Source organism: Streptosporangium saharense, from assembly GCF_014203715.1.
In the GTDB taxonomy this organism is placed as follows: domain Bacteria; phylum Actinomycetota; class Actinomycetes; order Streptosporangiales; family Streptosporangiaceae; genus Streptosporangium; species Streptosporangium saharense.
Window position 1 is genome coordinate 684,694 of the sequence record NZ_JACHJP010000001.1, and the last position, 20,710, is coordinate 705,403.

The window sequence follows — 20,710 nt, forward strand, 5'->3', positions numbered from 1 at the left end:
CCCAAGCTTCCGTCACGCTTTTCCAGAACGTCCCCCGGACGTTTCCGGGCTCCCAGGAGGCGCTCGGGAAGGCTGCGGCTTTCGGGGAACTTGAGGTGAGCTTGTCATTGCATGACTGGAATGTCGTTGACGATCTCCGCACGGGTTGTTGATGGTTTCTGCACCGTCCCGCGCCGGGCGAACCCCGTTCCACGTGCCTGGATATATGTGGATATATCCAGCTATCTCCCATTCAACAGGTGTAACTCTCCCTGAGGCCGGTAGCACCAGAAGGCAGGAGAGGAGAAGCCATGGAACTGACGGCCACGACAACAATCCGCAGACCGGCGCGGGACGTGTACGCGTTCTGGCGTCGTCTGGAGAACCTCCCGACGTTCATGTGCCACCTCGACGAGGTGCGCGTGACGGGCGAACGGACGAGTCACTGGACGGCGAGCGCCCCCTTCGACCGGACGGTCGAGTGGGACGCCGAGATCACCGACGAGGTGCCGGAGGAGTTCGTCGGCTGGCGCTCGACCGGAGACGCCGACGTGCCGAACGCGGGAAGGGTCCGCTTCGCGCCCGCCCCCGACGGGGTGAGCATGGAGGTGCACGTGGTGCTCGTCTACGACATCCCGGGTGGCCCGCTCGGCAAGGCGGTCGCCAGATACTTCGGCGAGGAGCCGCACCAGCAGCTCGACGACGACCTGCGCAGGCTGAAGCAGGTGCTGGAGACCGGTGAGGTGGTGCGCTCCGACGGGGCACCCTGGGGCAAACGCGCCCGCAAGGAGTTCCCGCAGCGCCCGGCACAGCCCCTGTCGGCCGAGGAAGTCGAGGAACTCGCGAAGGAGGCACGGGCATGAGAGCCAACACCTGGGCCGGACGCAACAGGGTCGAGGTCCGTGACGTGCCGGACCCGACGATCCTCAACAGCCGTGACGCGATCGTGCGGGTCACCTCGACCGCGATCTGCGGTTCGGACCTGCACCTCGTCGACGGATACGTGCCGACGATGCAGGACGGCGACGTCATGGGCCACGAGTTCATGGGGGAGGTGGTCGAGGTCGGCTCCGGCGTCGATCCGTCGCGGCTGCGCGTCGGCGACCGCGTCGTGGTGCCGTTCCCCATCGCCTGCGGCGCCTGCGCGGCGTGTACGGCGGAGCTGTACTCCTGCTGCGAGAACAGCAACCCCAACGCCGGGATCGCGGAGAAGATGTTCGGCCACCCGGTCGCCGGGATCTTCGGATACTCCCACCTGACCGGGGGGTTCGCCGGTGGGCAGGCGCAGTACGCGCGGGTGCCGTTCGCCGACGTCGGGCCGTTGAAGATCGAGTCGGAGCTGAGCGACGAGCAGGTTCTCTTCCTGTCCGACATCCTGCCCACCGGCTACATGGGCGCCGAGATGTGCGACATCCAGCCCGGTGACGTCGTCGCCGTGTGGGGCGCGGGTCCCGTCGGCCAGCTCGCCATGGACAGCGCGAGACTGCTCGGCGCGGCCGAGGTCATCGCGATCGACAGGGAACCGTACCGGCTGCGCATGGCCGAGGAGGCGGGCCACACCGTCGTCGACTTCGAGGAGGTGGACGTCCGCTCCCGGCTCCTGGAGCTGACCGGGGGCCGCGGCCCGGACAAGTGCATCGACGCCGTCGGCCTTGAGGCCACGCACGGCAGCACCCCCATCGGCGCCTATGACCGGATCAAGCAGGCCGTACGCTCGGAGACCGACCGCCCGCACGCCCTGCGGCAGGCCATCCTGTCGTGCCGCAGCGGCGGTGTCGTCTCGGTCATCGGCGTGTACGGCGGGCTGATCGACAAGTTTCCCGCCGGGGCGTGGATGAACCGGTCGATCACCCTGCGCACCGGGCAGTGCCACGTGCAGCGGTACATGGAGCCCCTGCTGCGGCTGATCGAACAGGGCGAGCTCGACCCGACCCGGGTCATCACCCACACCCTGCCGCTTGAGCAGGCGCCGTACGGCTTCGAGATCTTCAAGAACAAGCGGGAGGACTGCGAGAAGGTCGTCCTCAAGCCCTGAGTTCAGCGCGGCTCCGCAGTGTGGACCGTGGCCAGGTCGGTGAAGCCGGAGATGGCCAGCACCGGGAGCAGGAGGGGCGGGGCGAACAGCTCGATCCGCTCGACGTGGGCGAAGAGAACGGAGAGACCGGCGCTGTCGAGATACTCGACGGCGGTCAGGTCGAGCACGACCGGCCCCGTCGTGTCGTCGAGGGCGGCGCCGAGGGTTTCGGCGTTGCTCATGTCGATCTCCCCGACGGCCGTCAGCAGGGCGGCGCCGTCCTGGCGACGGCCGGAGGTGAGGGTGAGCGGTGTGGCCATCAGGCGATCCTCGTGTGCATGTCCACGGTGGTTCCCGTGGAGCCGGAAGTGACGGTGACCTGCTGCATCATGGCGCGCATGAGGGCCATGCCACGCCCCCGGTGGGTGTTGGCCTCCGGCTGGGGGGTCTTCCAGTCGCCGGTGTCGACCACGGTGAGCCGCAGGTCGTCCACGAAGGCCTCGGCGCGCAGCCGGATCGTGCCGCCCGGCGCGTTGCGGTGCCCGTGCTCGATGGCGTTGGCACACGCCTCACCTGCGGCGAGCAGTACGCCCTGCAATGTCTGTGGAGAGAGCTGACACCGGGTGAGCCAGCCACGCAGGGCACTGCGGATCGGGGCGAGCTGGGACGACTCGGCGGGGAAGACCATCTCCAGCGGGGCGGGATGCCGGTACAGCAGCAGCGCGACGTCGTCGTCGTAACCCCCCTCGGGGGCCAGGCGTGACATGACCTGGGTGGCGAGGTCGTCGACGGCGACGTCCCGTCCCGCCTGGATCGCCTCCCCCGCCTGGTCGATGCCCACGGTCAGGGGGCGGCGACGGCGTTCGACGAGGCCGTCGGTGTACAGCAGCAGGGTGGCGCGGGCGGGGATGGCGCACCGGGCCTCGGGGCGCTCCCTGCCGGGCAGGACGGCCAGCGGGACGGAACGGCCCTCGGACAGCAGGCGGGTGGTGCCGTCGGAGTGGGCGAGGATGGCCGGTGGATGCCCGGCGCTGGAGTAGGTGAGCTGCCCGGTCTCCGGGTCGAGGACGCTGCAGAAGACGGTGCTGCACCTCGCGCCGGGAAGGCTGGCCGCGAAGTGGTCCAGGGCCATGAGCGTACGGCCGGGCCGCGCGTCCTGCAGCAGCAGGGCGCGGCAGGCACTGCGCAACTGGCCCATGACGGCCGCGGCCTCCAGCCCACGGCCCACGCAGTCGCCGACCACGACGCCGATGCGGCCGTCGGGCAGGGCGATGGTGTCGTACCAGTCGCCGCCGACCTCCAGGGGACGGGTGGCGGGCTCGTAGCGGACGGCGAAACCGTCGGGCAGGCTTGAGGGGCCGAGGATGGCGCGCTGCAGGGCGATGGCGGTCTCGCGCTGCTGGTCGATCTGGTGGGCGCGGACCAGGCCCTGGGCGAGATGCCCGGCGAGCAGCGACAGCAGTAGCTGGTCCTCGCCGGTGAAGGGCCGGTTGTCGCCCAGGTCGATCCACAGGGCCAGCGGCCCCTGCGGGTGCTCCAGGAGGATGCCGGCCCCGGTGCGGTCGGCGGCCGGGGTGAGCAGGGGCCGGTGGCGCAGCTCGGTGAGGACGTCACGGCGTTCCCCGGGCAGCCCGTGCCAGGTGAACGTGTCGTCGGTGGCGGTCAGGGCCGGTTCGTCGTCGCCGCCGAAGACGGCGGCCAGCACGGACCGGGCACGCCAGAGGTTCCTCAGCTCGGTCAGCGCGCCGCCGAGCGCGTCGGCCAGGCTGGTGGCCTGGGACAGACGGGTGCTCAACGAGGCCAGGGCGCTGTCACGCTGGATGGCGTAGTGCTCGGCGGTGACGTCGCGGAAGGTGCCGACGACCACCCTGCGCCCTGTCTCCGGGTCCTGGGCCTGGTTGAAGGTGGAGTTGATCCACAGCCGGTGCCCGTCGCGGTGGGTGACGGGCAGGGTGTAGCTGCCCTGGCCGTGGCCCAGCAGCCCCGCGAAGGCGTCGGCGGCCTGCTGGTGCGCCTCGGGATCGACGGCGGCGTCCGGCCACCAGGGATGAACCGGCGCGTACGGCAGGCCGTCGGCCCCGTAACCGAGGATGTCGGCGAAGGAGGCGTTGATCTCGATGACCGCACCGTCCTCGTCGCAGACGAAGAACGCCTCCTGCAGGGAGTCGACCAGCGCGGTGCGCCAGCGGGCGTGGTGGCCGCGCAGCCGGGCCAGCTCGACGCTCGCCCGTACGCGCGCCAGCAGCTCGGCGGCGGCGAACGGCTTGACGAGATAGTCGTCGGCACCGGCCCGCAGGCCCTCGATGGAGGCCTCCTGCCCCGCCCTCGCGGACAGCAGCAGGACGGGGACCGAGGCGGTGCGTGAGTCGGCGCGCAGCGCCGCGACCAGCTCAAGGCCGTCCATGTCGGGCATCATCACGTCGCTGACCACCAGGTCGGGAGCGGCCGTGCGGACCGCCCGCAGGGCCGCTCGCCCGTCGCCGACCGCGTCGACCAGGTACCCGGCGTCCCGCAGGATGCGGGCGAGGTACTCGCGCATGTCGGCGTTGTCGTCGGCGATCAGCACCCGCGCCGCGGCGTCGGTGACCGGGACGGGGGAGGGGGCGTCGTCAGCGTCGGAGGATTCGTCGGGCAGCCAGCGCAGCGCCTCCCGCAGGTAGGAGTCCGAAGAAAGTACGGCGGGCCCTGTGGGGGGCGCCAGCGCCTCGGCGGGCAGGTGGGCGTGCCCGAAGGGCAGGCGGATGGTGAAGGTGGTGCCCTCTCCTTCGACGCTGTCGGCGGTGATGGTGCCGCCGTGCAGGCCGACGAGCTCTCTCACCAGCGCCAGCCCGATCCCGCTCCCCTCGTTGGAGCGGGAGCGGGCGTTCTCGATGCGGTGGAAGCGCTCGAACAGCCTGGGCAGTTCCCCGGCGGGAACGCCGATGCCGGTGTCGGCGACGGTGACGACGGCGTGACCGTCGTCCGCGCGCACCCGCACCCGGATGGAACCGTCGAAGGTGAACTTCAGCGCGTTGCTGAGCAGGTTGAGGATCACCTTCTCCCACATGCCGTGGTCGATGTGGACCGGCTCGTCCAGCGGGGGACACTCGACGTCGAAGGACAGCCCGGCCTTCTCGACGGCGGAGCGGAACATGCTGGCCAGTTCGGCGGTGACGGCGGCGAGATCGACCGGCTGGTAGCGGGCCTGCATCCGGCCCGCCTCGATGCGGGAGAAGTCCAGCAGGGTGTTGACGAGCTTGCCGAGCCGCAGCCCGTTGCGGTGGATGACCTCAAGCTCCTCGCGTACCCGGGGGTCCGCCCCCGCCAGGTGGCCGCGCAGCTCCTCAAGCGGTCCCATGATCAACGTGAGGGGCGTGCGGAACTCGTGGCTGATGTTGGAGAAGAACGTGGTCTTCGCCCGGTCCAGCTCGGCCAGTTCCTCGGCCCGCCGCTGCTGGGCCTGGTAGTTGCGGGCGCTGGCGACCCCGGCCGCGATGTGCCCGGCGACCAGCTCGGCGAACCCGCGGTAGCCGTCGTCCAGCGGCCGGTACCGGTTCAGCGCGGCCACCAGGAACCCGTACGGCCCGCTGCCCTGCCGCAGCAGCGGCAGCACCAGGGCCTGCGTGGGCGGCTGTGGCCAGTCCCCGGCGGGCAGGTCCGTGAACGGCGCCCCCCGAAGGTCGACCAGCGCCGACCTCCCCTGCGCCAGCTCGGTGACCGGCCAGACTCCGTCCGCGTCGTCGGCGGACAGGATCGCCGGGGCGGCGGGGTGCCCGGGAGCGACGCCTGTCGCGTTCGCCAGCCGTACGGTGCCGTCGTCCTGGAACAGGTAGGTCAGCGTGAACGGGAGGTCCCGCAGGTTGCGGCCGAGCTGCCTGCCGGTGAAGGTGAGCATCTCCTGCTCGGTGCGCACCACGCTGAAGTCGGAGCCGAGGTCCCGCAGCGTCGCCATCCGCCGTTCGCCGACGACCCGCTCGGTGTCCTCGCTGACCACGCACAGCATGCCGACCACGGTGCCGTCGTCGTCACGCAGGGGGCTGTAGGAGAAGGTGTGGTAGGTCTCCTCGGGGTATCCGGAGCGCTCAAGGAACAGCAGCAGCCCCTCGTCCCAGGTCGCCCTGCCCGTGGTGAGCACGGTGTCGATCCTGGAACTCGCATCGTCCCAGACCTCCGCCCACACCTCGCTCGCCGGACGGCCGAGGGCCCACGGATACTTGCGGCCCAGCGTGTCGCGCCGGTAGGCGGCGTTGCAGAAGAACGTCAGCTCGGGGCCCCAGGCCATCCACATCGGGAACCGGGACGACAGCAGGATGCTCACCGCCGTCCGCAGGCTCTGCGGCCAGCCGCCCGGAGGCCCGAGCGGGGTCGCCTCCCAGTCCACCAGGGCGAGATCGCCGCCGACCTCGTCGTCCACGACGAACACGTCGGCCCCCGTCGTCGCCGACGGCCCGTGCCCAGCGTCTTCAGAACGCGTCAACGAACGCCCTTTCGCCTACCTGACCGGATTCCGAAGTCGCCACCCGCGCCGGTCACGTCTCACATCGCCTCCTCTTGCCACAGGAGAGGAGAAAACACCGGCATTTTCTTGATCATTTAGCTGTTTTCCTCCCCGGCGGGCTCGGCCGGCTCAGGGGGGTCGGCGGGCAGGGTGAAGACGAAACGGGTGCCGGGCTCCGCGTCGCCGGAGTCCAGGGCGATGGACCCGCCGTGGAACTCGACGATCTTCTTGCACAGGGCCAGGCCGATGCCGTTGCCCGGGTAGTCCTGCCGGGTGTGCAGTCGCTGGAAGATGACGAAGATCCGGTCGGCGAACTCGGGGGCGATGCCGATGCCGTTGTCGCCGAAGGTGAAGCGCCACATCCCGTCGTCCCGCTGGACGGCCAGGTGGACGCGGCAGGGCCGGTCCGGGGAGCGGAACTTGATCGCGTTGCCCAGCAGGTTGTGCAGCAGCATGCCCAGCTGGGTGCGGTCCCCGGTGACGGTCGGCAGCGGGTCGCAGGTGACGTCGGCGTCGGACTCGGTGATCGCCAGGCTCAGCGTCTTCGCGGTCTCGGCGAACAGGGCCTGCAGATCGACGGGGGCGTGCTGGTTGTGCAGACGGCCGACCCGGGAGAAGTCCAGCAGGTCGTTGATCAGGGTCTGCATCCGCAGGGCGCCGTCAACGGCGAACTCGATGTACTTGCGGGCCCTGTCGTCGAGCCGGTCGCTGTAGTTGCGCTCCAGCAACTGGCAGAAGGCCGTCACCTTGCGCAACGGCTCCTGCAGGTCGTGGGAGGCCACGTAGGCGAACTGCTCAAGCTCGGTGTTCGAGCGGCGCAGATCCGCGGTCTGCTCGTCCAGTACGGCGCGCACCTCCTCCGACCTGGCCAGATCGTCGGCCATCCGGCGGCGCATCGCCTCCACGTCCTGGCCGAGCGCGCGCATGTCGGCCGGTCCGCTGCTCAGGATGGGGTGGGAGAAATCACCTTCGGCGACGCTGCGCGCGTCGGCCGCCAGCCGTTCCAGCGGGGTGGTCACCGCCCGGCGCAGCGCCGCGGAGACGACGACGGCGAGCGCCAGGATCAGCAGGGAGATCGCACTGAAGATCCCGTTGCGCAGCGAACGCATCGCGATCAGGTCCGCGCGGCTCTCGTCACGGGCGGCCTGCAGATGCCGCTGCTGTACGGCCAGCGCCTGCCGTACACCGTCGAAGGCGACCTTGCCCTCCTCGGAGCGCTCGCGCGCCACCGCGACCGGCTGGTTCGCGGGCGCGGCGGCGACCACCGAGGCGAACCGCTCCTGCCACGTACGGCTGCGCTCCCGCACCACGCGCAGGTCCTCCCGGGTGGTCGGGTCGTCGACCAGGGCCAGCAACTGCCGGTCGGACTCCCGCTGCTGGGTCAGGCCCTGCTGGTAGGGCTGCAGGAACACCGGATCCCCGGAGATGCCGTACCCTCGGATGCCGGTCTCCTGGTTGAGCAGCGCCGCCTCAAGACGGACGGCGGCGATCAGCGCGGGGGAGCTGCGGTCGACCAGGCGGTTGCTGATCGTGGTCATCCGGTTCAGCACCACCGCCCCCAGCACGGAGAGCGACATCAGCACGATCAGCGCCACGCTCACCCCGGCGCGCAGCCACTGTCGGGTCGTCCACCGCGACCTCCAGGTCGCTGGTGGCGGTACCGGCCTGGCGGACCTGGCACTGGCGCTCACGTGCTGCTCCTTCGGGGAAAGGGCTCCGAGGGCCACCGGCCGCGGAGGGCGGCCGATCCGCCCGGCTGGGACGGCGCGTCGCATACTACCCCCCGTGTGACAACACATGTTGTCGGGTGGGGTGGGGGTGCGTAGGGTAGGGGCATGGCGCGGAACGACTTTGTGACCAGCCTCACCGAACAGCAACTCGACGAGCTGGCGGAGACGGCCATCGCCGGTCTGACCGACGATCTGGTCGCACGGGTCTTCTCCGCGCTGCCGACCGGTTCCGACCACCTGGCGGGCCCGCATCCGGCTCCTCCCCTCAACCGGCTGCGGATCCTGGCGCACCTCAACCGCGCGATCGAACGCCGAGCCCGGAGTGAGGCGGCCCACGCCGCCCAGGCCGGAGCAGGCTACCCGCAGTTGGGCGAGGCCTGGTACATCACCCGGCAGGGGGCCCGCCGCCGCTGGCCGGGACTGGTCTTCACCGCACAACCCTCTACGCGGCCCCTTCCCGGCGGCCATGACAGGAACTCCGGCGTGAACAACGACCCTCGCACCTACGACGTCCTCCTGGTCGAGGACGACGAGGCCGATGCCATGCTCATCGAAGCCGCTCTGCACGAGCACGGCATGGCCCGCGACATCCACCATGTCCACGACGGACTGGCCGCCCTGCAGCACCTGCGTGACCCCGGCTCCCCGCGGCCCGACCTGATCGTGCTGGACCTGAACATGCCGCGGATGAACGGCCGTGAGCTGCTGGCCGTACTCAAGGGCGACGAGCAGTTGCTGAGCATTCCCATCGTGGTGCTGACCACCTCCTCGGCCCCGGACGACATCAAGGCGGCCTACCACCAGCACGCGAACGCCTACGTCACCAAGCCCATCAACCTCGACGACTTCGTCCAGGCCGTCCACAGCATCGACACCTTCTTCCTGGACACCGCCGTCCCCCCGCGCCGCCCCTGATCTCAAAGATCACGGCACATATCGGTCATCCGTGGGCAGAAGCCGGTTCGACCAGTAGGCACCACACAAGACAGGTGAACACCGATGTCGACGAACGGCACCGAGGACAGGCGGTGCGAGGCGCTCGGCCAGACCGGACTGTCGGCCCGGGCTGACGTGAACATGGAACGCTTCGCCGGTCTGGTGGCCAGGACGCTGCGAGCACCGGTGGCGCTGGTGTCCCTGGTCGAGCACGACCGTCAGGTCTTCCCCGGCGCGGTCGGGCTGACCGGGCCGTGGGCCGAGCACCGGCAGAGCCCCGTGACGCACTCGCTGTGCCGGCACGTCGTGGCGGACGGCAAGCCGCTGGTCCTGGCGGACGCCCGCCTCGACGACCGGGTGAGCGCCACCCCCGCCGTCGCCGAACTGGGGGTGGTCGCCTACGCCGGGATGCCGCTGACCGACGGGGACGGCCATGTGCTGGGGTCGCTGTGCGCGATCGACACCACCCCCCGCCGGTGGAGCAGGGCGGAGCTGACCGACCTGGCCGACCTGGCCGCGGCCTGTTCGAGCGAGCTGCGGCTGCGCCTGGCCTCCCGCGCCGCCGAGGACGCCAGGGCCGCGGCGGAGGCGGCGCGGGCGACCGCCCAGGCCAACGCCGCGCTGCTGCTGCGCGCCTCCCAGGAGATGGCCGACGCCGCCAGCGTGCAGGACGTGCGGCAGCGGCTGCGCCACCTGGTGACCGGAACCCTGACCCCGCACTACGTCGGCCTGAGCCTGCTGCGCGACGGCCGGTTGATCCGGGTGCCCGACCCCGACGCCCCATACGAGATCGAGGAGGCCTACGGCCACTACGACATCGAGGCGCCCTACCCCTCGGCGCGGGCGCTGCGCGACCGCCGGATGATCGCCATCCCCGACAGGGAGGTCCTGGCCGCCGAGTACAGCGCCGAGGCCGTTGCCGCCTTCGACTCCCTGGGCCTGGCCTCCGCGGTGTGCCTGCCGCTGGTCGCCAGCCGGGGCCCGGTCGGCGTGCTCATGGTCGGCTGGGACCGGCACCACCAGCCCGACCTGGTGGAACAGGCGACGCTGAACGCGCTGGCCAGCTACACCGCGCACACCATGGCCAGGGCGCTGTTCCTCGGCGAGCGCATCACCGTGGCCCGCCAGCTGCAGAGCGCCATGCTGACCGACCTGCCCGCCACCCCCGGCCTGGACAGCGCCGCCCTCTACCGGCCCGCCGCGACCGACGACATGGTCGGCGGCGACTGGTACGACAGCTTTCCGCTGCCCGCCGTCCCCGACCGGCCCGGGGAGTCCTCCCTGGCGATCACCGTGGGCGACATCACCGGCCACGACATCCGGGCCGCCGCCCTGATGGGACAGGTGCGCAGCATGCTCCGCCAGGCCGTACTCGATCATCCCGCGCTCGGGCCGGCCGCCGCGCTGACCGCCCTCGAACACGCCTGCCTGAGCCTGCGGCTGCCCGCGACCGGCAGCATCCTGCACGCCCGTCTCGCCCACGGCGACTCCGGCTGGGCGCTGACCTGGTCGAACGCCGGTCACCCGCCTCCGCTGCTGCTCCTGCCCGACCGGCGCACCCTCCGGCTCGACCAGCACGACGTGCTGTTCTACCCGGGGCTTGGGCATCCGCCGCGCACCGACCACCGCATGGACCTGGCGCCGGGCTCGACGCTGCTGCTGTACACCGACGGCCTCGTGGACCGTCCCGGCCGTGACGTCGAGCGGGCCATCGGGACCACCCGTGAGCTGCTGGCCACCCACGGTGACCGGCCGCTGTCCGAGCTGCTGGAGACCCTGGCCGACGAACTGGCCGGGCCGAAGGCCGACGACGACATCGCCCTGCTCGCCGTACGCGTCCCACCCTCTCCGCATGACTGACGTGCGGCGCACGGGACGCCCGGACGTGCCTTACCGTGGTCACAGAGCCGTGTACCGGCCTGTGGCGCCTGCCAGTGGAAGGAAGTCATGTCGCACCACGCCGAGCGGAACGAACAGACGGGGCAGGCGCAACGGACTTTCACCGTGGAGACCGGCGAGGGCGGCACCCCGACGGTCGTGCACGTGCGGGGCGCGCTGGACTACGACACCGCCCCCGTGCTGGGCGCCGTGATCGACGGGCTGTGGGAGGGCCTGGACGGCGGTCACCTGGTGCTGGACCTGGAGGAGATGACCTTCTGCGACTCGGTCGGCCTGAGCCGCCTCATCACCACCTTCACCGATTCCCAGCGGCGGGGTGTGACGCTGCTGCTGGCCGCCCCGAAGCCCTTCCTGCGGCACGTCATGGAGCTGACCGGCCTGTCCCGGATCCTGCCGGTCCGTGACACTCTTGACCAGGCGCTGGCCGAGGCCCGGGAGCACCACGCGCCCTCCCGGTAGTCACCTGCCCGCGTCGGTCGTGAGCAGGGGCAGGGGCAGCATCACCTCGACCGTGGTGCCCTTCCCGGGAGCGCCGCTGACGAGGCAGAGCCCGCCCAGCTCGGCGGTCCGCTCCCGCATGGAGGTCAGGCCCACGCCCGAACGGCGCTCCTGCGGCAGCCCGACGCCGTCATCGACGATCATCAGGCGCAGCGCCTCGGGCTCACGGCGCAACTCGACCCGGACGCGGTCGGCGTGCGCGTGCCGCCGTACGTTGGTCAGCGCCTCCTGCGCGATCCGGTAGACCGCCACCTCGACGGCGGCGGGAAGATCGTCCAGGTCACCCTCGGTCTCCACCTCGGTGACGGGCCCCTCGGGACCGGCGGGCCCGGCCAGGGTCCGTACGGCGGCGGCCAGCCCGAGATCGTCGAGGGCGGGCGGGCGCAGGCCGTACACGAGCTGCCTGATGTCGCCGGTGACCGAGTCCATGCCGGAACGCAGCTCGCCCAGCAGCCCGTCCGTCGCCTCGGGGGAGCTCTTCAGGCTGAGCCGGGCCATGTTGATGGTCATGGCCAGCCCGCTGAGCGTCTGGCCAAGGCCGTCGTGCAGGTCACGGCGCAGGCGTCGGCGCTCCTCCTCCCTGGCGGTCAGGATGCGCTCCCGGGAACGCTGCAGGTCGGCCGCCATCCGCAGCGCGTGCGCCACGTCGGCCGCGTACGGCACCAGCGTGGCCAGCACCCGTTCGTCGTGCGCCGCGGGGAAGCGGCGCGGGGCCGGTGGCCCGACCAGCAGCCGCCCCACCCGCTCGCCGTGCCAGACCAGCGGCACCTCGCGCGGGGAGTCGCCGACCTGCCCGCTGGCCGCGCTCGCCACGCTGACCCACCGCTCCGGCTCGCCGCCGGTCACCTCGACCGTCACTCCCTGTACGGCGAGGCCCTCACGCAACACGCCGATCACCGATGCCAGCGCCTGCGCCGGATCCCCCCGGCGTTCCTCCTGGACCAGCCGCTCGGCGAGTAGCCGCGGATCACCGACCGGGCCGTACAGCAGGCGGTCGATGGCGCGTTGCAGCACCCGGCGCAACGGCTGGAAGAACGCCCCGGTGAACAGGGCGGCGGCGAGCCCGGCGATCTGGTCGACTCCCGAGACCACCAGGCTCGACAGCGCCGCGACCCCGAAGTAGACCCCACCGACCACGGCCAGCAGCCCGGCCGCGACGAAGGTCCGGCTGACGATGGTGTCAATCCCGTACAGCCGGTAGCGCGTCACCGAGAACACCAGCGCGATCGGAAGGAGCGTCGCCCACAGGATCGACAGCCAGGTCAGCTCGGGCACGACGACGCCGACGAACATGAACACGATGTATCCGGCGAACGCCAGCAGCGGCCAGCCGATCTGCCGCCTGCCCACCGGATCGGCCCTGCGGAACCGCAGCAACATGGACAGCGCCGCCAGCGGCAGCGTCGCCAGGATGCCCGTCCAGTTCACGATCGCCAGCGTCGGGTGGTACGGCGCCAGCTCGGGGATCTGCAGCGGGTTGTGGATGACGACGGGCAGCAGGTAACCCTCAAGCGGCGGGTCGGGCCGTACGAACTGGCGCAGCATCTCGGCGGCGGTGGACACCGCGCCCAGCGCCACCACCAGCCGCCAGCGCGGCGAGGGCAACTTGCCGTCCGGGGAGTACAGCGGCAGCAGCATCTCCAGCGCGAGCCCGGAGACCGCCCACCCCACGTAGACCGGGAACCTCAGGGACCCCGCGAGCGTGAGATGCCCATGCGATGCGGCCACCAGCATCATCGCCTGGCAGAAGTCGTGCAGGGCACCGCCGAGCCCGCCGATACACATCAGCCACGCCAGCTTGAGCCGGGGCCGGTGCGCGATGAGGAAGGCGCCGACCGCGGGGAAGGTCACCCCCGCCGCCGTCAGCGGGGTGGCCGTCTCCGGCAGCCGCCACTCCTCGGGCAGCGTCGCGAAGGTCACCATGGCGATGGTCACGAGCACCGGGGACACAATGGCCAGGACGACGGTGACCACCCGGGCTGCCCGCGCCATCCCACCCCCGCTCTCCGCCCCCCATTTCCGCCCGACCCTAGCGCGCCTTCTGGCCAGCACAAAGGGGTCTCAACGGTGCTGTGGTCCTGTGGTTCACAGGGTGGCGCGAACTCCCGGTGATACCCGGCCGAAGACGTTCGACCTCGTCTGGTGCCTCCCCACGGGAGTGCCGGGATCTACAGGTCCGGATTCACCACCACCTGCAGCGACTGGCGCTCCACCGAACAGCCCCGCGAGCCGTACTCCATCACCGGATCTTCAGAGATCCGGCCAGACGTGGGTGTCCGTGTACGGAGACCGCCCGGTGACGAACCAGTTCTGAAGATCGTGGAGACGTTCCAACGCGGCCTCGTAGTAGTCGGGCTCGGGACGGGGAAAGTTCGGGTGGCCGGTCCAACCCGGCACGAAGTCGGCCAGAAACCAGTAGCCGTCGACCAGCCAGCGGTCGAGTCGTTCCTCGGCCTCGTAGCGAGCACAGACCCGGCGCATCGCCCTCTCCAGGCGACCGAACGCCTGCCGGTCCCAGTGCAGATCACCCCGGAGCCGAAGCAGGAAGGAACCGTCCTCCGCCTCGAACTCCCGCCGAAGCACCTCAAGATCGTCCACCCACCTCAGCATGCCACGGCGGCTCCGGACACTTCATGTCATCGGACATGGTGTGACGGTCACGTCAGCTTGTGGGATCAGGCGCATCTATCGGAGCTGGTTGTCGGATCTGCTCGCTACGGTCGGTCCGTGAGTGACGATCAGACCGCGTTGGAGCGGCTTCTCGCCCTGGTGCCCCCGCCGACGGATCCGCTGTTCGCCCTGGGGAGTTGGGAGGAGTTGTTCACGGACCTGGGAACGGGACTGCCCTCGGACTACGTGGCGCTCATCGACGCCTACGGGTCGAGTGACTTCTCCGACTGGCTCGGGGTGGGGGATCCTCGGCGGGACGGACACGGGTCCAGTAAGGATGCCGGGGCGCGGGAGATGGGTGACCAGTATCGCTTCTTCCGCTCGCGGTGGCCGGAGGACAATCCGTTCGCGGCCTGGCCCGAGCCCGGGGGGTTCCTGTCGTGGGGGAACACCAATGACGGTGATCACCTGGGGTGGCTGACCGTGGGCGAGCCCGATCGGTGGCCGGTGGCCCTCTGGCCGCGTCACCACGGTCATCGGGTCGTCGAGCTGACGGTGACGGAGTTCCTGGTGGGCTGGTTCACGGGTGAGCTCGTCGGCGAGGAGTTGCCGGACCTGACCCCGCTCACCTGTGCGCCTTGGGGATGCGGCTGTGGCGGCGACTGCATGAGACAAGGCGGGAGATAGGCCTGGTACGGCCCCGGCCTGGGATGTCGCCGGGCCAGGCACGACGGCTTCTGCGCCTGGTGGAGGTGGATCCAGGGTGGCTGACACGGCAGGCGAGGAACAAGCTGGTGCGGCCCGGTGCCGTCGGCTGTCGATCGCTGGAATCGGTGCGTCCGGTGAGGGTGATCTGTCGGAACGGGTCGAAGATCTGCTGGGGGAGCGGTTCGGTCGCTCGGTGTGAGACGCGCGTTCCTGGTCGAGGTCGTTATGGTCTTTGTGTGACTGAGAGTTTCCGCCTTGAGGCCGTTACCCCCGCCAATGTTGAGACGGCTCTTGGGATCAGGGTTCGGCCTGATCAGGAGCGGTTTGTTTCGCCGGTGGTCAAATCGTTGGCGGAGGCTTACGCGTACGGGGAGGTGGCCTGGCCGCGCCTGATTTTTGATGGGGACCGGCCGGTGGGTTTCCTCATGGCCTTTCTGAACATCGACTGGGACGGCAAGGGGGTTGACTTCCGGTCCGGTCTCTGGCGGCTCAATGTGGTGGCCGACGCGCAGGGGCGTGGGGTCGGGCGTTTCGCCGTCGAGTCGGTGGCCGCCGAGGTGCGGCGCCGGGGCGAGACGCGGATGTACGTCACCTGGGAGCCGGGGAAGGACGGGCCTGAGGGCTTCTACCGGAAACTCGGGTTCCGGTTGACGGGTGAGGTGAGCGGGGGCGAGACGGTCGGGGTGCTGGATCTGACGAGCTTCTCGTGAGGCACATCGTCGTGGGGGGGGACACCGGTCCCCGAAGTTCTGATCCGCGCCGGGGCTGAAATCGCGCGCCTTTCTTGGGATTTCCGCTTCACAGAAGCGTGAGCGTGTTCAGTCATATGACTCAGGATCTTTTCCTCTCGATACCTCATCGTCGGATGCGTCAGATTCCAGCCCGTGGAGAGGATCGAGATGTTTCCGGTGAAGAACAGGGTTCGTTTACCCGGGTGGGCGCGTCCGCTGGCCGTGGCGGTTTTGGCATTCGGCGTGGTGATGGCGCCGAACGTCGTCGGGGGTGCCGCCTCCGCCGCCCCGGCCCCCACACCCACCTCCGCCGCCGAGAGCGGCCCGGTCCCCACGCCCGCCGCCGAGAGAATGCGGGCCGCGCTGGACGGGCAGCGGGAGAAGGACAGGCTCGCGGAGGCCAAAGAACGCTGGAAACGCGAGAACGGCGTCATCGGAATGTCCGCCGACAGCGCCGGGCACGTCACGGCCGCCGTTTCGAGAACGGCACCTGCTGACAGACTCGCCGAGGTCAGGGCCACGGTGAACGCCAGGCGACTGTCCCCGGACGGCGCCCCGGTCACCGTGACCCGCAGCACCCTGACCTCGGCCGACATCGAGGCGACGGCGGCCACGATCATCGCCTTCCACGCCGAGCACCCGGAATACGGGATCAGCTTCAGTTTCGACGCGGCGAGGGACGCGACCGTGGTCAGTGGAAATCTGCCCGCCGTACTCGCCGAGAAGCTTGAGGCGAAGGCCGGAAAGGTCATTCTGGAGATGTCTCCGGAAACTCTCATGGAGGAGAACGTCGGCACCTCCTCCCTCGGTGCCCTGGAGGGAGTGGGAAGGGTTCAGGACCGGGGCCCATGGCATTTCGGAGGGGCGCGAATCTCCTCCCATGACGGCACCGTCTGCTCAAGCGGGTTCTCGATGGACGCCAGTCCGGGATACGACGCGACCTATTCGACGACCGCGTCGCACTGTGGGCCGCTCAACACGAACTGGCTCTCCGGCGGCTACGAGTACGGCACGGTCATCTGGCGGGTCGACTTCCCGGCAACCGACGTGATGAAGCTCGCCTGCTGTAGCGAGCACTACGGAGACAGGATCTGGACCAGCCCGACCACCACCAGGAAGGTCTCGTGGGCCTGGGACCCGGACCTCGGCTACAACACTCCTGCGGGCGGTAGCGGCATCTGCGTCTCCGGTGGCAAGAGCGGCAACGAGGAGTGCTTCGCCCGCGTCACCAACACCGACGCGACCGTCTGTTTCTCCGGTCAGAGCGCGTGCACCCAGCACCTGATGGCGTACGAGCGGGACAACGGCAGCCAGATGACGTGGGGCGGCGACTCCGGCTCCCCCGTCTACACCATCGACAACGGCAACGTCGACGCCCACGGCACGCACGTCGGGTTCGAGCGCAGGTCCTACGGGGGCGGGGCCGCGAAGTATCTCCACTACGCCATGAAGTACTCCACCATCAGGCACTACTACGGCGGAGTCATCAGGAACTGGTAGCCACGCCGTGCCGATGCCCTCGAACAGGGCATCGGCACCCCGGTCAGGCCGTCCTGGTCCTGCCGAAGGCGGCGGTGACGGCCACGGCGACCAGGGCGAGCGCGGTTCCCACCCACATCACCCCGGGAAGCGACACCCCGTCCACGATCCGGCCGCCGACGAACGCGCCGAGCGCGATGGAGACGTTGAAGACGCCGACGAAGAACGCCGTGCCCATCTCGCCGTCGCCGGAGCGGAGGATCCAGAGCTGCAGCGCCACCCCGACGCCGCCGTAGCCGAGGCCCCACACCACGAGCATGACCAGAGGCAGGCCGACCAGGGGAAGCGCCGCCGTGGCGAGCGCGATCAGCAGGGCCAGCGTGATCAGGACCGGCCTGGGGTTCCTGGCCGCCCACGCGCCCGCCACGAAGTTCCCGGCCACGCCCGCCGCGCCGTACAGCAGCAGAGCGGCACTGACGAAGGCGGGACCGGCGTGTGAGACCTGCTCCAGGAACGGCCGGACGTAGGTGTAGGCCGCGAAGTGGCCGGACACGATCAGGGCCGTCAGGACAAGGACGATCTTGAGCGAGCCGGAGAGCCTCCGGGCGGGCGACGGCTCGGACCCGCGCTCCCGGGGTTCGCCGGGCAGGGGCGGCAGGGTGACGGCCAGCAGCACGATGAGGGCCAGGGCCAGCGCCCCCATGGACGCGAACGCGGTCCGCCACCCCGCGAACGACGAGATGAACGTCGCCAGGGGCACCCCGAGCACCGACGCCACCGACACCCCGGCCAGGATGATCGACGTGGCCCGTCCGACGGACGCCTCGGGCACCAGCCGCAGGCCGAGCCCGGCCGCGAAGGCCCAGAATCCGCCGATGCTCACCCCGGTCAGCACCCGCGCGGCCATCATGACTAGGTAGTTCGGCGCGAACGCGCCCGCCAGGTTCGCCACCGACAGCAGCGCCACCAGTCCCAGCAGCATGACGCGCCGGTCGAGCCGCCGGGTGGTGATCGCCAGCACGGGCGCGGAGATGGCGGCGACCAGTCCGGGAGCCGTCATCGTCAGCCCCGCCGTACCGTCAGAGACGCCGAGGTCCGTGGCGATCGAGGTCAGCAGGCCGACGGGGAGCATCTCGCTGGTCACGATGGTGAAGGTGCCCACCGCGACCGAGAACACGGCGAGCCAGCGCGCCCGCGTGACGGCGGAAACGTCAGTCATGGTCATGCGACCAGCCTTCTGCCGGTCGTCGGCGGGAACAATGACGAAGCTCGAAGGCTTGGTTTAGGTGAGCTAAGCGAACATACGGGGGTGAAGGTGGAGTTCAGGGAACTGGAGTGCTTTGTCGTGCTCAGCGAGGAACTGCACTTCGCGCGTACGGCTGACCGCCTCTACCTGTCACCCGGCCGGGTGAGCCAGCTCATGCGCTCCCTGGAGACCAGGGTCGGCGGCCGGCTCTTCCAGCGCACCAGCAGGCGCGTGAGCCTCACGCCGCTCGGCCAGCGTTTCCTCGCCGACCTGCGGCCCTCCTACGACGGCCTCGCGGAGGCGGTCAACCGGGTCAAGGCGGCGGCCCGCGAGGTGACGGGCGTGATCAGGGTCGGCTTCCTGGCCACGCCGACGGACGTCGTCGTCGGCAGCGTGCGGGCCTTCGAACGCCGGTATCCAGAGTGTGAGGTTGAGCTCGTGGAGATCACGCTCTCCGACCCCTTCGGGAAGCTGCGGTCCGGGGAGGTGGACATCGCCTTCTCACTGCTCCCGATCGACGAGCCCGACCTGGTGACGGGCGAGGAGCTGAACCGGGTCTCCTACCAGCTCGGTGTCTCCGCACGCCACCCGATGGCCGGGCGTTCGCACATCGACGTGGAGGAACTGGTGGACGTGGCCCTGATCGGACTGGACGGCCCGGCCCCCCGCGTGTGGGCCGATCGGATGGCGCCGTTCTTCACCCCTTCGGGCCGCCCCATTCCCCGGGCCGGTGCGGTGGTCACCTGTCAGGAGGGGCTTACCCAGGTGACGCTCAACCGGGGCGGCATGCTGTTCTGCACCCCCACGGCGCTCCACTACCGGCGCCCGGACATCAGCTTCGTCCCCGTCACGGGACTGCCTCCCTCGATCCTCGGCCTGGCCTGGGCGAAGGCGGCGGAGACGGCGGCGATCCGGGCGTTCAACGAGGTGGCCGTCGAACACGCGCTGGGAGCCGCCGCCCTGGTCGCATAATCCGTTGCGGTGCTTCGCCGTACTGGGCCACCATGATGTCCATGTCCCGTCACGCCTTCCAGAAGACGCTCGCCGTCGCGGGTGTTCTTGGGCGTGCCTGCGACGGCCTGGAGCGTTGACCTCTTCCCGTGAGTCCTGAGGTGACCCGGCGGGGAGAGGTTGTCGCCCCACATCGGGTCACAAGAACCTCCAGGTCTTCAGGGAAGGGATCATGGCCAAGCAGGCCTACGTGCGGAACAAGCCGCACCTCAACATCGGCACCATGGGTCACGTCGACCACGGCAAGACCACGCTGACCGCCGCGATCACCAGGGTGCTCGCCGAGCGGGGCCGCGCGACGTACACGCCGTTCGAGAAGATCGACCGCACGCCCGAGGAGGCGCGGCGGGGCATCACGATCAACATCTCGCACGTCGAGTACGAGACGGACACCCGTCACTACGCGCACGTGGACATGCCCGGCCACGCCGACTACGTGAAGAACATGATCACGGGGGCGGCGCAGCTCGACGGGGCCATCCTGGTGGTCTCCGCACAGGACGGCGTCATGCCGCAGACCCGCGAGCACGTGCTGCTCGCCAGGCGGGTCGGGGTCGAGCACCTGGTCGTCGCGCTGAACAAGGCCGACGGCGCCGACCCCGAGCTGGCCGACCTGGTCGAGCTTGAGCTCGGCGAACTGCTGGCCGAGCACGGCTACCACGACGTGCCCATGGTCAGGGTGTCCGGGCTGCGGGCGCTGGAGGGCGACCCCGAGTGGACGGCCTCCGTCGAGACGCTGCTGCGGCAGGTGGACGACCATATCCCGGTCCCGGTCCGCTACGTCGACGCGCCGTTCCTCATGCCGGTGGAGAACGTGCTCACCGTCACCGGGCGGGGAACTGTCGTCACCGGGGCGATCGAGCGCGGCTCGGTCAAGGTCGGCGAGACGGTCGAGGTCGTCGGCTTCGACGCGGACCTCACCGCGGTGGTGACCGGCGTCGAGACCTTCGGCAGGACCATGGACCGGGGTGAGGCGGGTGACAACGCCGCGGTGCTTCTGCGTGGTGTACGGCGTGAGCAGGTGCGCAGGGGCCAGGTGCTGGCCGTACCGGGCTCGCAGAGCGCCCACCGGCGTCTCGTCGCCAGGATCTACCTGCTCACGACGGCCGAGGGCGGACGGCACAGCCCCGTCTCCGGCGGCTACCGGCCGCAGTTCTACCTCAGGACGACCGACGTCCCCGGCCAGATCGACCTGGACGCCCCGGCCGCTCCGGGGCAGACGGTCGAGGCCGTCGTGGAACTGGGCAGGGCGGTGGCCCTGGAGCCCGGCCTGAGCTTCGCGATCCGCGAGGGCGGCCTGACCGTGGGAACGGGCACGGTGCTGTCCGTCCTCGATTAGGTGTAGTGGCCTGACCTCGCCGCGTGTCGGCGGCGAGGTCAGGCTGTCTCACG

General features: G+C 70.3%; 16 protein-coding genes. 10 read left to right on the plus strand and 6 right to left on the minus strand.

Annotated elements, in window-relative coordinates; all coding sequences use genetic code 11:
* Window positions 1-290: 290 nt before the first annotated feature.
* Window positions 291-842 carry an SRPBCC family protein gene (locus tag FHS44_RS03365; protein ID WP_184712370.1) on the plus strand — a complete coding sequence of 184 codons (552 nt, stop codon included), beginning with the start codon at window positions 291-293 and terminating at the stop codon, window positions 840-842.
* Complete coding sequence (locus FHS44_RS03370) at window positions 839-2,014, plus strand: zinc-dependent alcohol dehydrogenase (protein WP_184712371.1); 1,176 nt, start codon at window positions 839-841, stop codon at window positions 2,012-2,014. The genes FHS44_RS03365 and FHS44_RS03370 overlap by 4 nt, the downstream gene beginning before the upstream one ends.
* 2 nt (window positions 2,015-2,016) lie before the next feature.
* On the opposite strand, the gene FHS44_RS03375 is transcribed toward FHS44_RS03370, so the two are convergent.
* From FHS44_RS03375 to FHS44_RS03385, 3 genes are all read right to left on the minus strand, one after another.
* On the minus strand, window positions 2,017-2,313 hold the full coding sequence (locus FHS44_RS03375; protein WP_184712372.1) for an STAS domain-containing protein: 297 nt from the start codon (window positions 2,311-2,313) through the stop codon (window positions 2,017-2,019).
* Window positions 2,313-6,449 carry a SpoIIE family protein phosphatase gene (locus tag FHS44_RS03380; RefSeq protein WP_184712373.1) on the minus strand — a complete coding sequence of 1,379 codons (4,137 nt, stop codon included), beginning with the start codon at window positions 6,447-6,449 and terminating at the stop codon, window positions 2,313-2,315. The genes FHS44_RS03375 and FHS44_RS03380 overlap by 1 nt, the downstream gene beginning before the upstream one ends.
* Before the next feature lie 116 nt (window positions 6,450-6,565).
* A complete protein-coding gene (locus FHS44_RS03385) occupies window positions 6,566-8,161 on the minus strand; it encodes a sensor histidine kinase (RefSeq protein ID WP_221460309.1) in 1,596 nt (531 codons plus the stop codon).
* A gap of 144 nt (window positions 8,162-8,305) precedes the next feature.
* On the opposite strand from FHS44_RS03385, the gene FHS44_RS42220 reads away from it, so the two are divergent.
* From FHS44_RS42220 to FHS44_RS03400, 3 genes are all read left to right on the plus strand, one after another.
* Window positions 8,306-9,115 carry a response regulator gene (locus tag FHS44_RS42220; protein ID WP_184712375.1) on the plus strand — a complete coding sequence of 270 codons (810 nt, stop codon included), beginning with the start codon at window positions 8,306-8,308 and terminating at the stop codon, window positions 9,113-9,115.
* Window positions 9,116-9,199: 84 nt separating this feature from the next.
* Complete coding sequence (locus FHS44_RS03395) at window positions 9,200-10,996, plus strand: GAF domain-containing SpoIIE family protein phosphatase (RefSeq protein ID WP_184712376.1); 1,797 nt, start codon at window positions 9,200-9,202, stop codon at window positions 10,994-10,996.
* 87 nt (window positions 10,997-11,083) lie between these two features.
* Complete coding sequence (locus FHS44_RS03400) at window positions 11,084-11,494, plus strand: STAS domain-containing protein (RefSeq protein ID WP_184712377.1); 411 nt, start codon at window positions 11,084-11,086, stop codon at window positions 11,492-11,494.
* Here the strand turns inward: FHS44_RS03400 and FHS44_RS03405 are convergent, their stop codons facing one another.
* The gene (locus tag FHS44_RS03405; protein ID WP_184712378.1) at window positions 11,495-13,525 is read right to left on the minus strand and encodes a sensor histidine kinase; all 2,031 of its coding nucleotides are present in this window, start codon (window positions 13,523-13,525) and stop codon (window positions 11,495-11,497) included. It lies immediately after the preceding gene.
* Window positions 13,526-13,783: 258 nt separating this feature from the next.
* Entirely contained in the window at window positions 13,784-14,131 is a 348-nt protein-coding gene (locus tag FHS44_RS03410; RefSeq protein ID WP_184712379.1) for a hypothetical protein, read from the minus strand.
* Between the two features lie 129 nt (window positions 14,132-14,260).
* Between FHS44_RS03410 and FHS44_RS03415 the strand changes: the two genes are divergently transcribed.
* From FHS44_RS03415 to FHS44_RS03425, 3 genes are all read left to right on the plus strand, one after another.
* Window positions 14,261-14,830: a hypothetical protein gene (locus FHS44_RS03415; RefSeq protein WP_184712380.1), complete on the plus strand. Its 570-nt coding sequence runs from the start codon at window positions 14,261-14,263 to the stop codon at window positions 14,828-14,830.
* A gap of 257 nt (window positions 14,831-15,087) precedes the next feature.
* Window positions 15,088-15,561: a GNAT family N-acetyltransferase gene (locus FHS44_RS40625; protein WP_184712381.1), complete on the plus strand. Its 474-nt coding sequence runs from the start codon at window positions 15,088-15,090 to the stop codon at window positions 15,559-15,561.
* A gap of 243 nt (window positions 15,562-15,804) precedes the next feature.
* Window positions 15,805-17,082: a chymotrypsin family serine protease gene (locus FHS44_RS03425; RefSeq protein WP_184712382.1), complete on the plus strand. Its 1,278-nt coding sequence runs from the start codon at window positions 15,805-15,807 to the stop codon at window positions 17,080-17,082.
* A gap of 43 nt (window positions 17,083-17,125) precedes the next feature.
* On the opposite strand, the gene FHS44_RS03430 is transcribed toward FHS44_RS03425, so the two are convergent.
* The gene (locus tag FHS44_RS03430; RefSeq protein ID WP_184712383.1) at window positions 17,126-18,286 is read right to left on the minus strand and encodes an MFS transporter; all 1,161 of its coding nucleotides are present in this window, start codon (window positions 18,284-18,286) and stop codon (window positions 17,126-17,128) included.
* Between the two features lie 84 nt (window positions 18,287-18,370).
* Here FHS44_RS03430 and FHS44_RS03435 point away from each other — a divergent pair, with 84 nt between their 5' ends.
* Window positions 18,371-19,279 carry a LysR family transcriptional regulator gene (locus FHS44_RS03435; RefSeq protein ID WP_312863515.1) on the plus strand — a complete coding sequence of 303 codons (909 nt, stop codon included), beginning with the start codon at window positions 18,371-18,373 and terminating at the stop codon, window positions 19,277-19,279.
* Between the two features lie 211 nt (window positions 19,280-19,490).
* Entirely contained in the window at window positions 19,491-20,657 is a 1,167-nt protein-coding gene (tuf, locus tag FHS44_RS03440; protein WP_184712384.1) for an elongation factor Tu, read from the plus strand.
* Window positions 20,658-20,710: the final 53 nt, after the last annotated feature.

Bases quoted from the DNA above. Each gene is read 5' to 3' on its own strand.
- FHS44_RS03395 (WP_184712376.1), top strand. From the start codon at position 9,200: ATGTCGACGAACGGCACCGAGGACAGGCGGTGCGAGGCGCTCGGCCAG.
- FHS44_RS42220 (WP_184712375.1), top strand. From the start codon at position 8,306: ATGGCGCGGAACGACTTTGTGACCAGCCTCACCGAACAGCAACTCGAC.
- FHS44_RS03365 (WP_184712370.1), top strand. From the start codon at position 291: ATGGAACTGACGGCCACGACAACAATCCGCAGACCGGCGCGGGACGTG.
- FHS44_RS03375 (WP_184712372.1), bottom strand. From the start codon at position 2,313: ATGGCCACACCGCTCACCCTCACCTCCGGCCGTCGCCAGGACGGCGCC.
- FHS44_RS03405 (WP_184712378.1), bottom strand. From the start codon at position 13,525: ATGGCGCGGGCAGCCCGGGTGGTCACCGTCGTCCTGGCCATTGTGTCC.
- tuf (WP_184712384.1), top strand. From the start codon at position 19,491: ATGGCCAAGCAGGCCTACGTGCGGAACAAGCCGCACCTCAACATCGGC.
- FHS44_RS03370 (WP_184712371.1), top strand. From the start codon at position 839: ATGAGAGCCAACACCTGGGCCGGACGCAACAGGGTCGAGGTCCGTGAC.
- FHS44_RS03400 (WP_184712377.1), top strand. From the start codon at position 11,084: ATGTCGCACCACGCCGAGCGGAACGAACAGACGGGGCAGGCGCAACGG.
- FHS44_RS03430 (WP_184712383.1), bottom strand. From the start codon at position 18,286: ATGACCATGACTGACGTTTCCGCCGTCACGCGGGCGCGCTGGCTCGCC.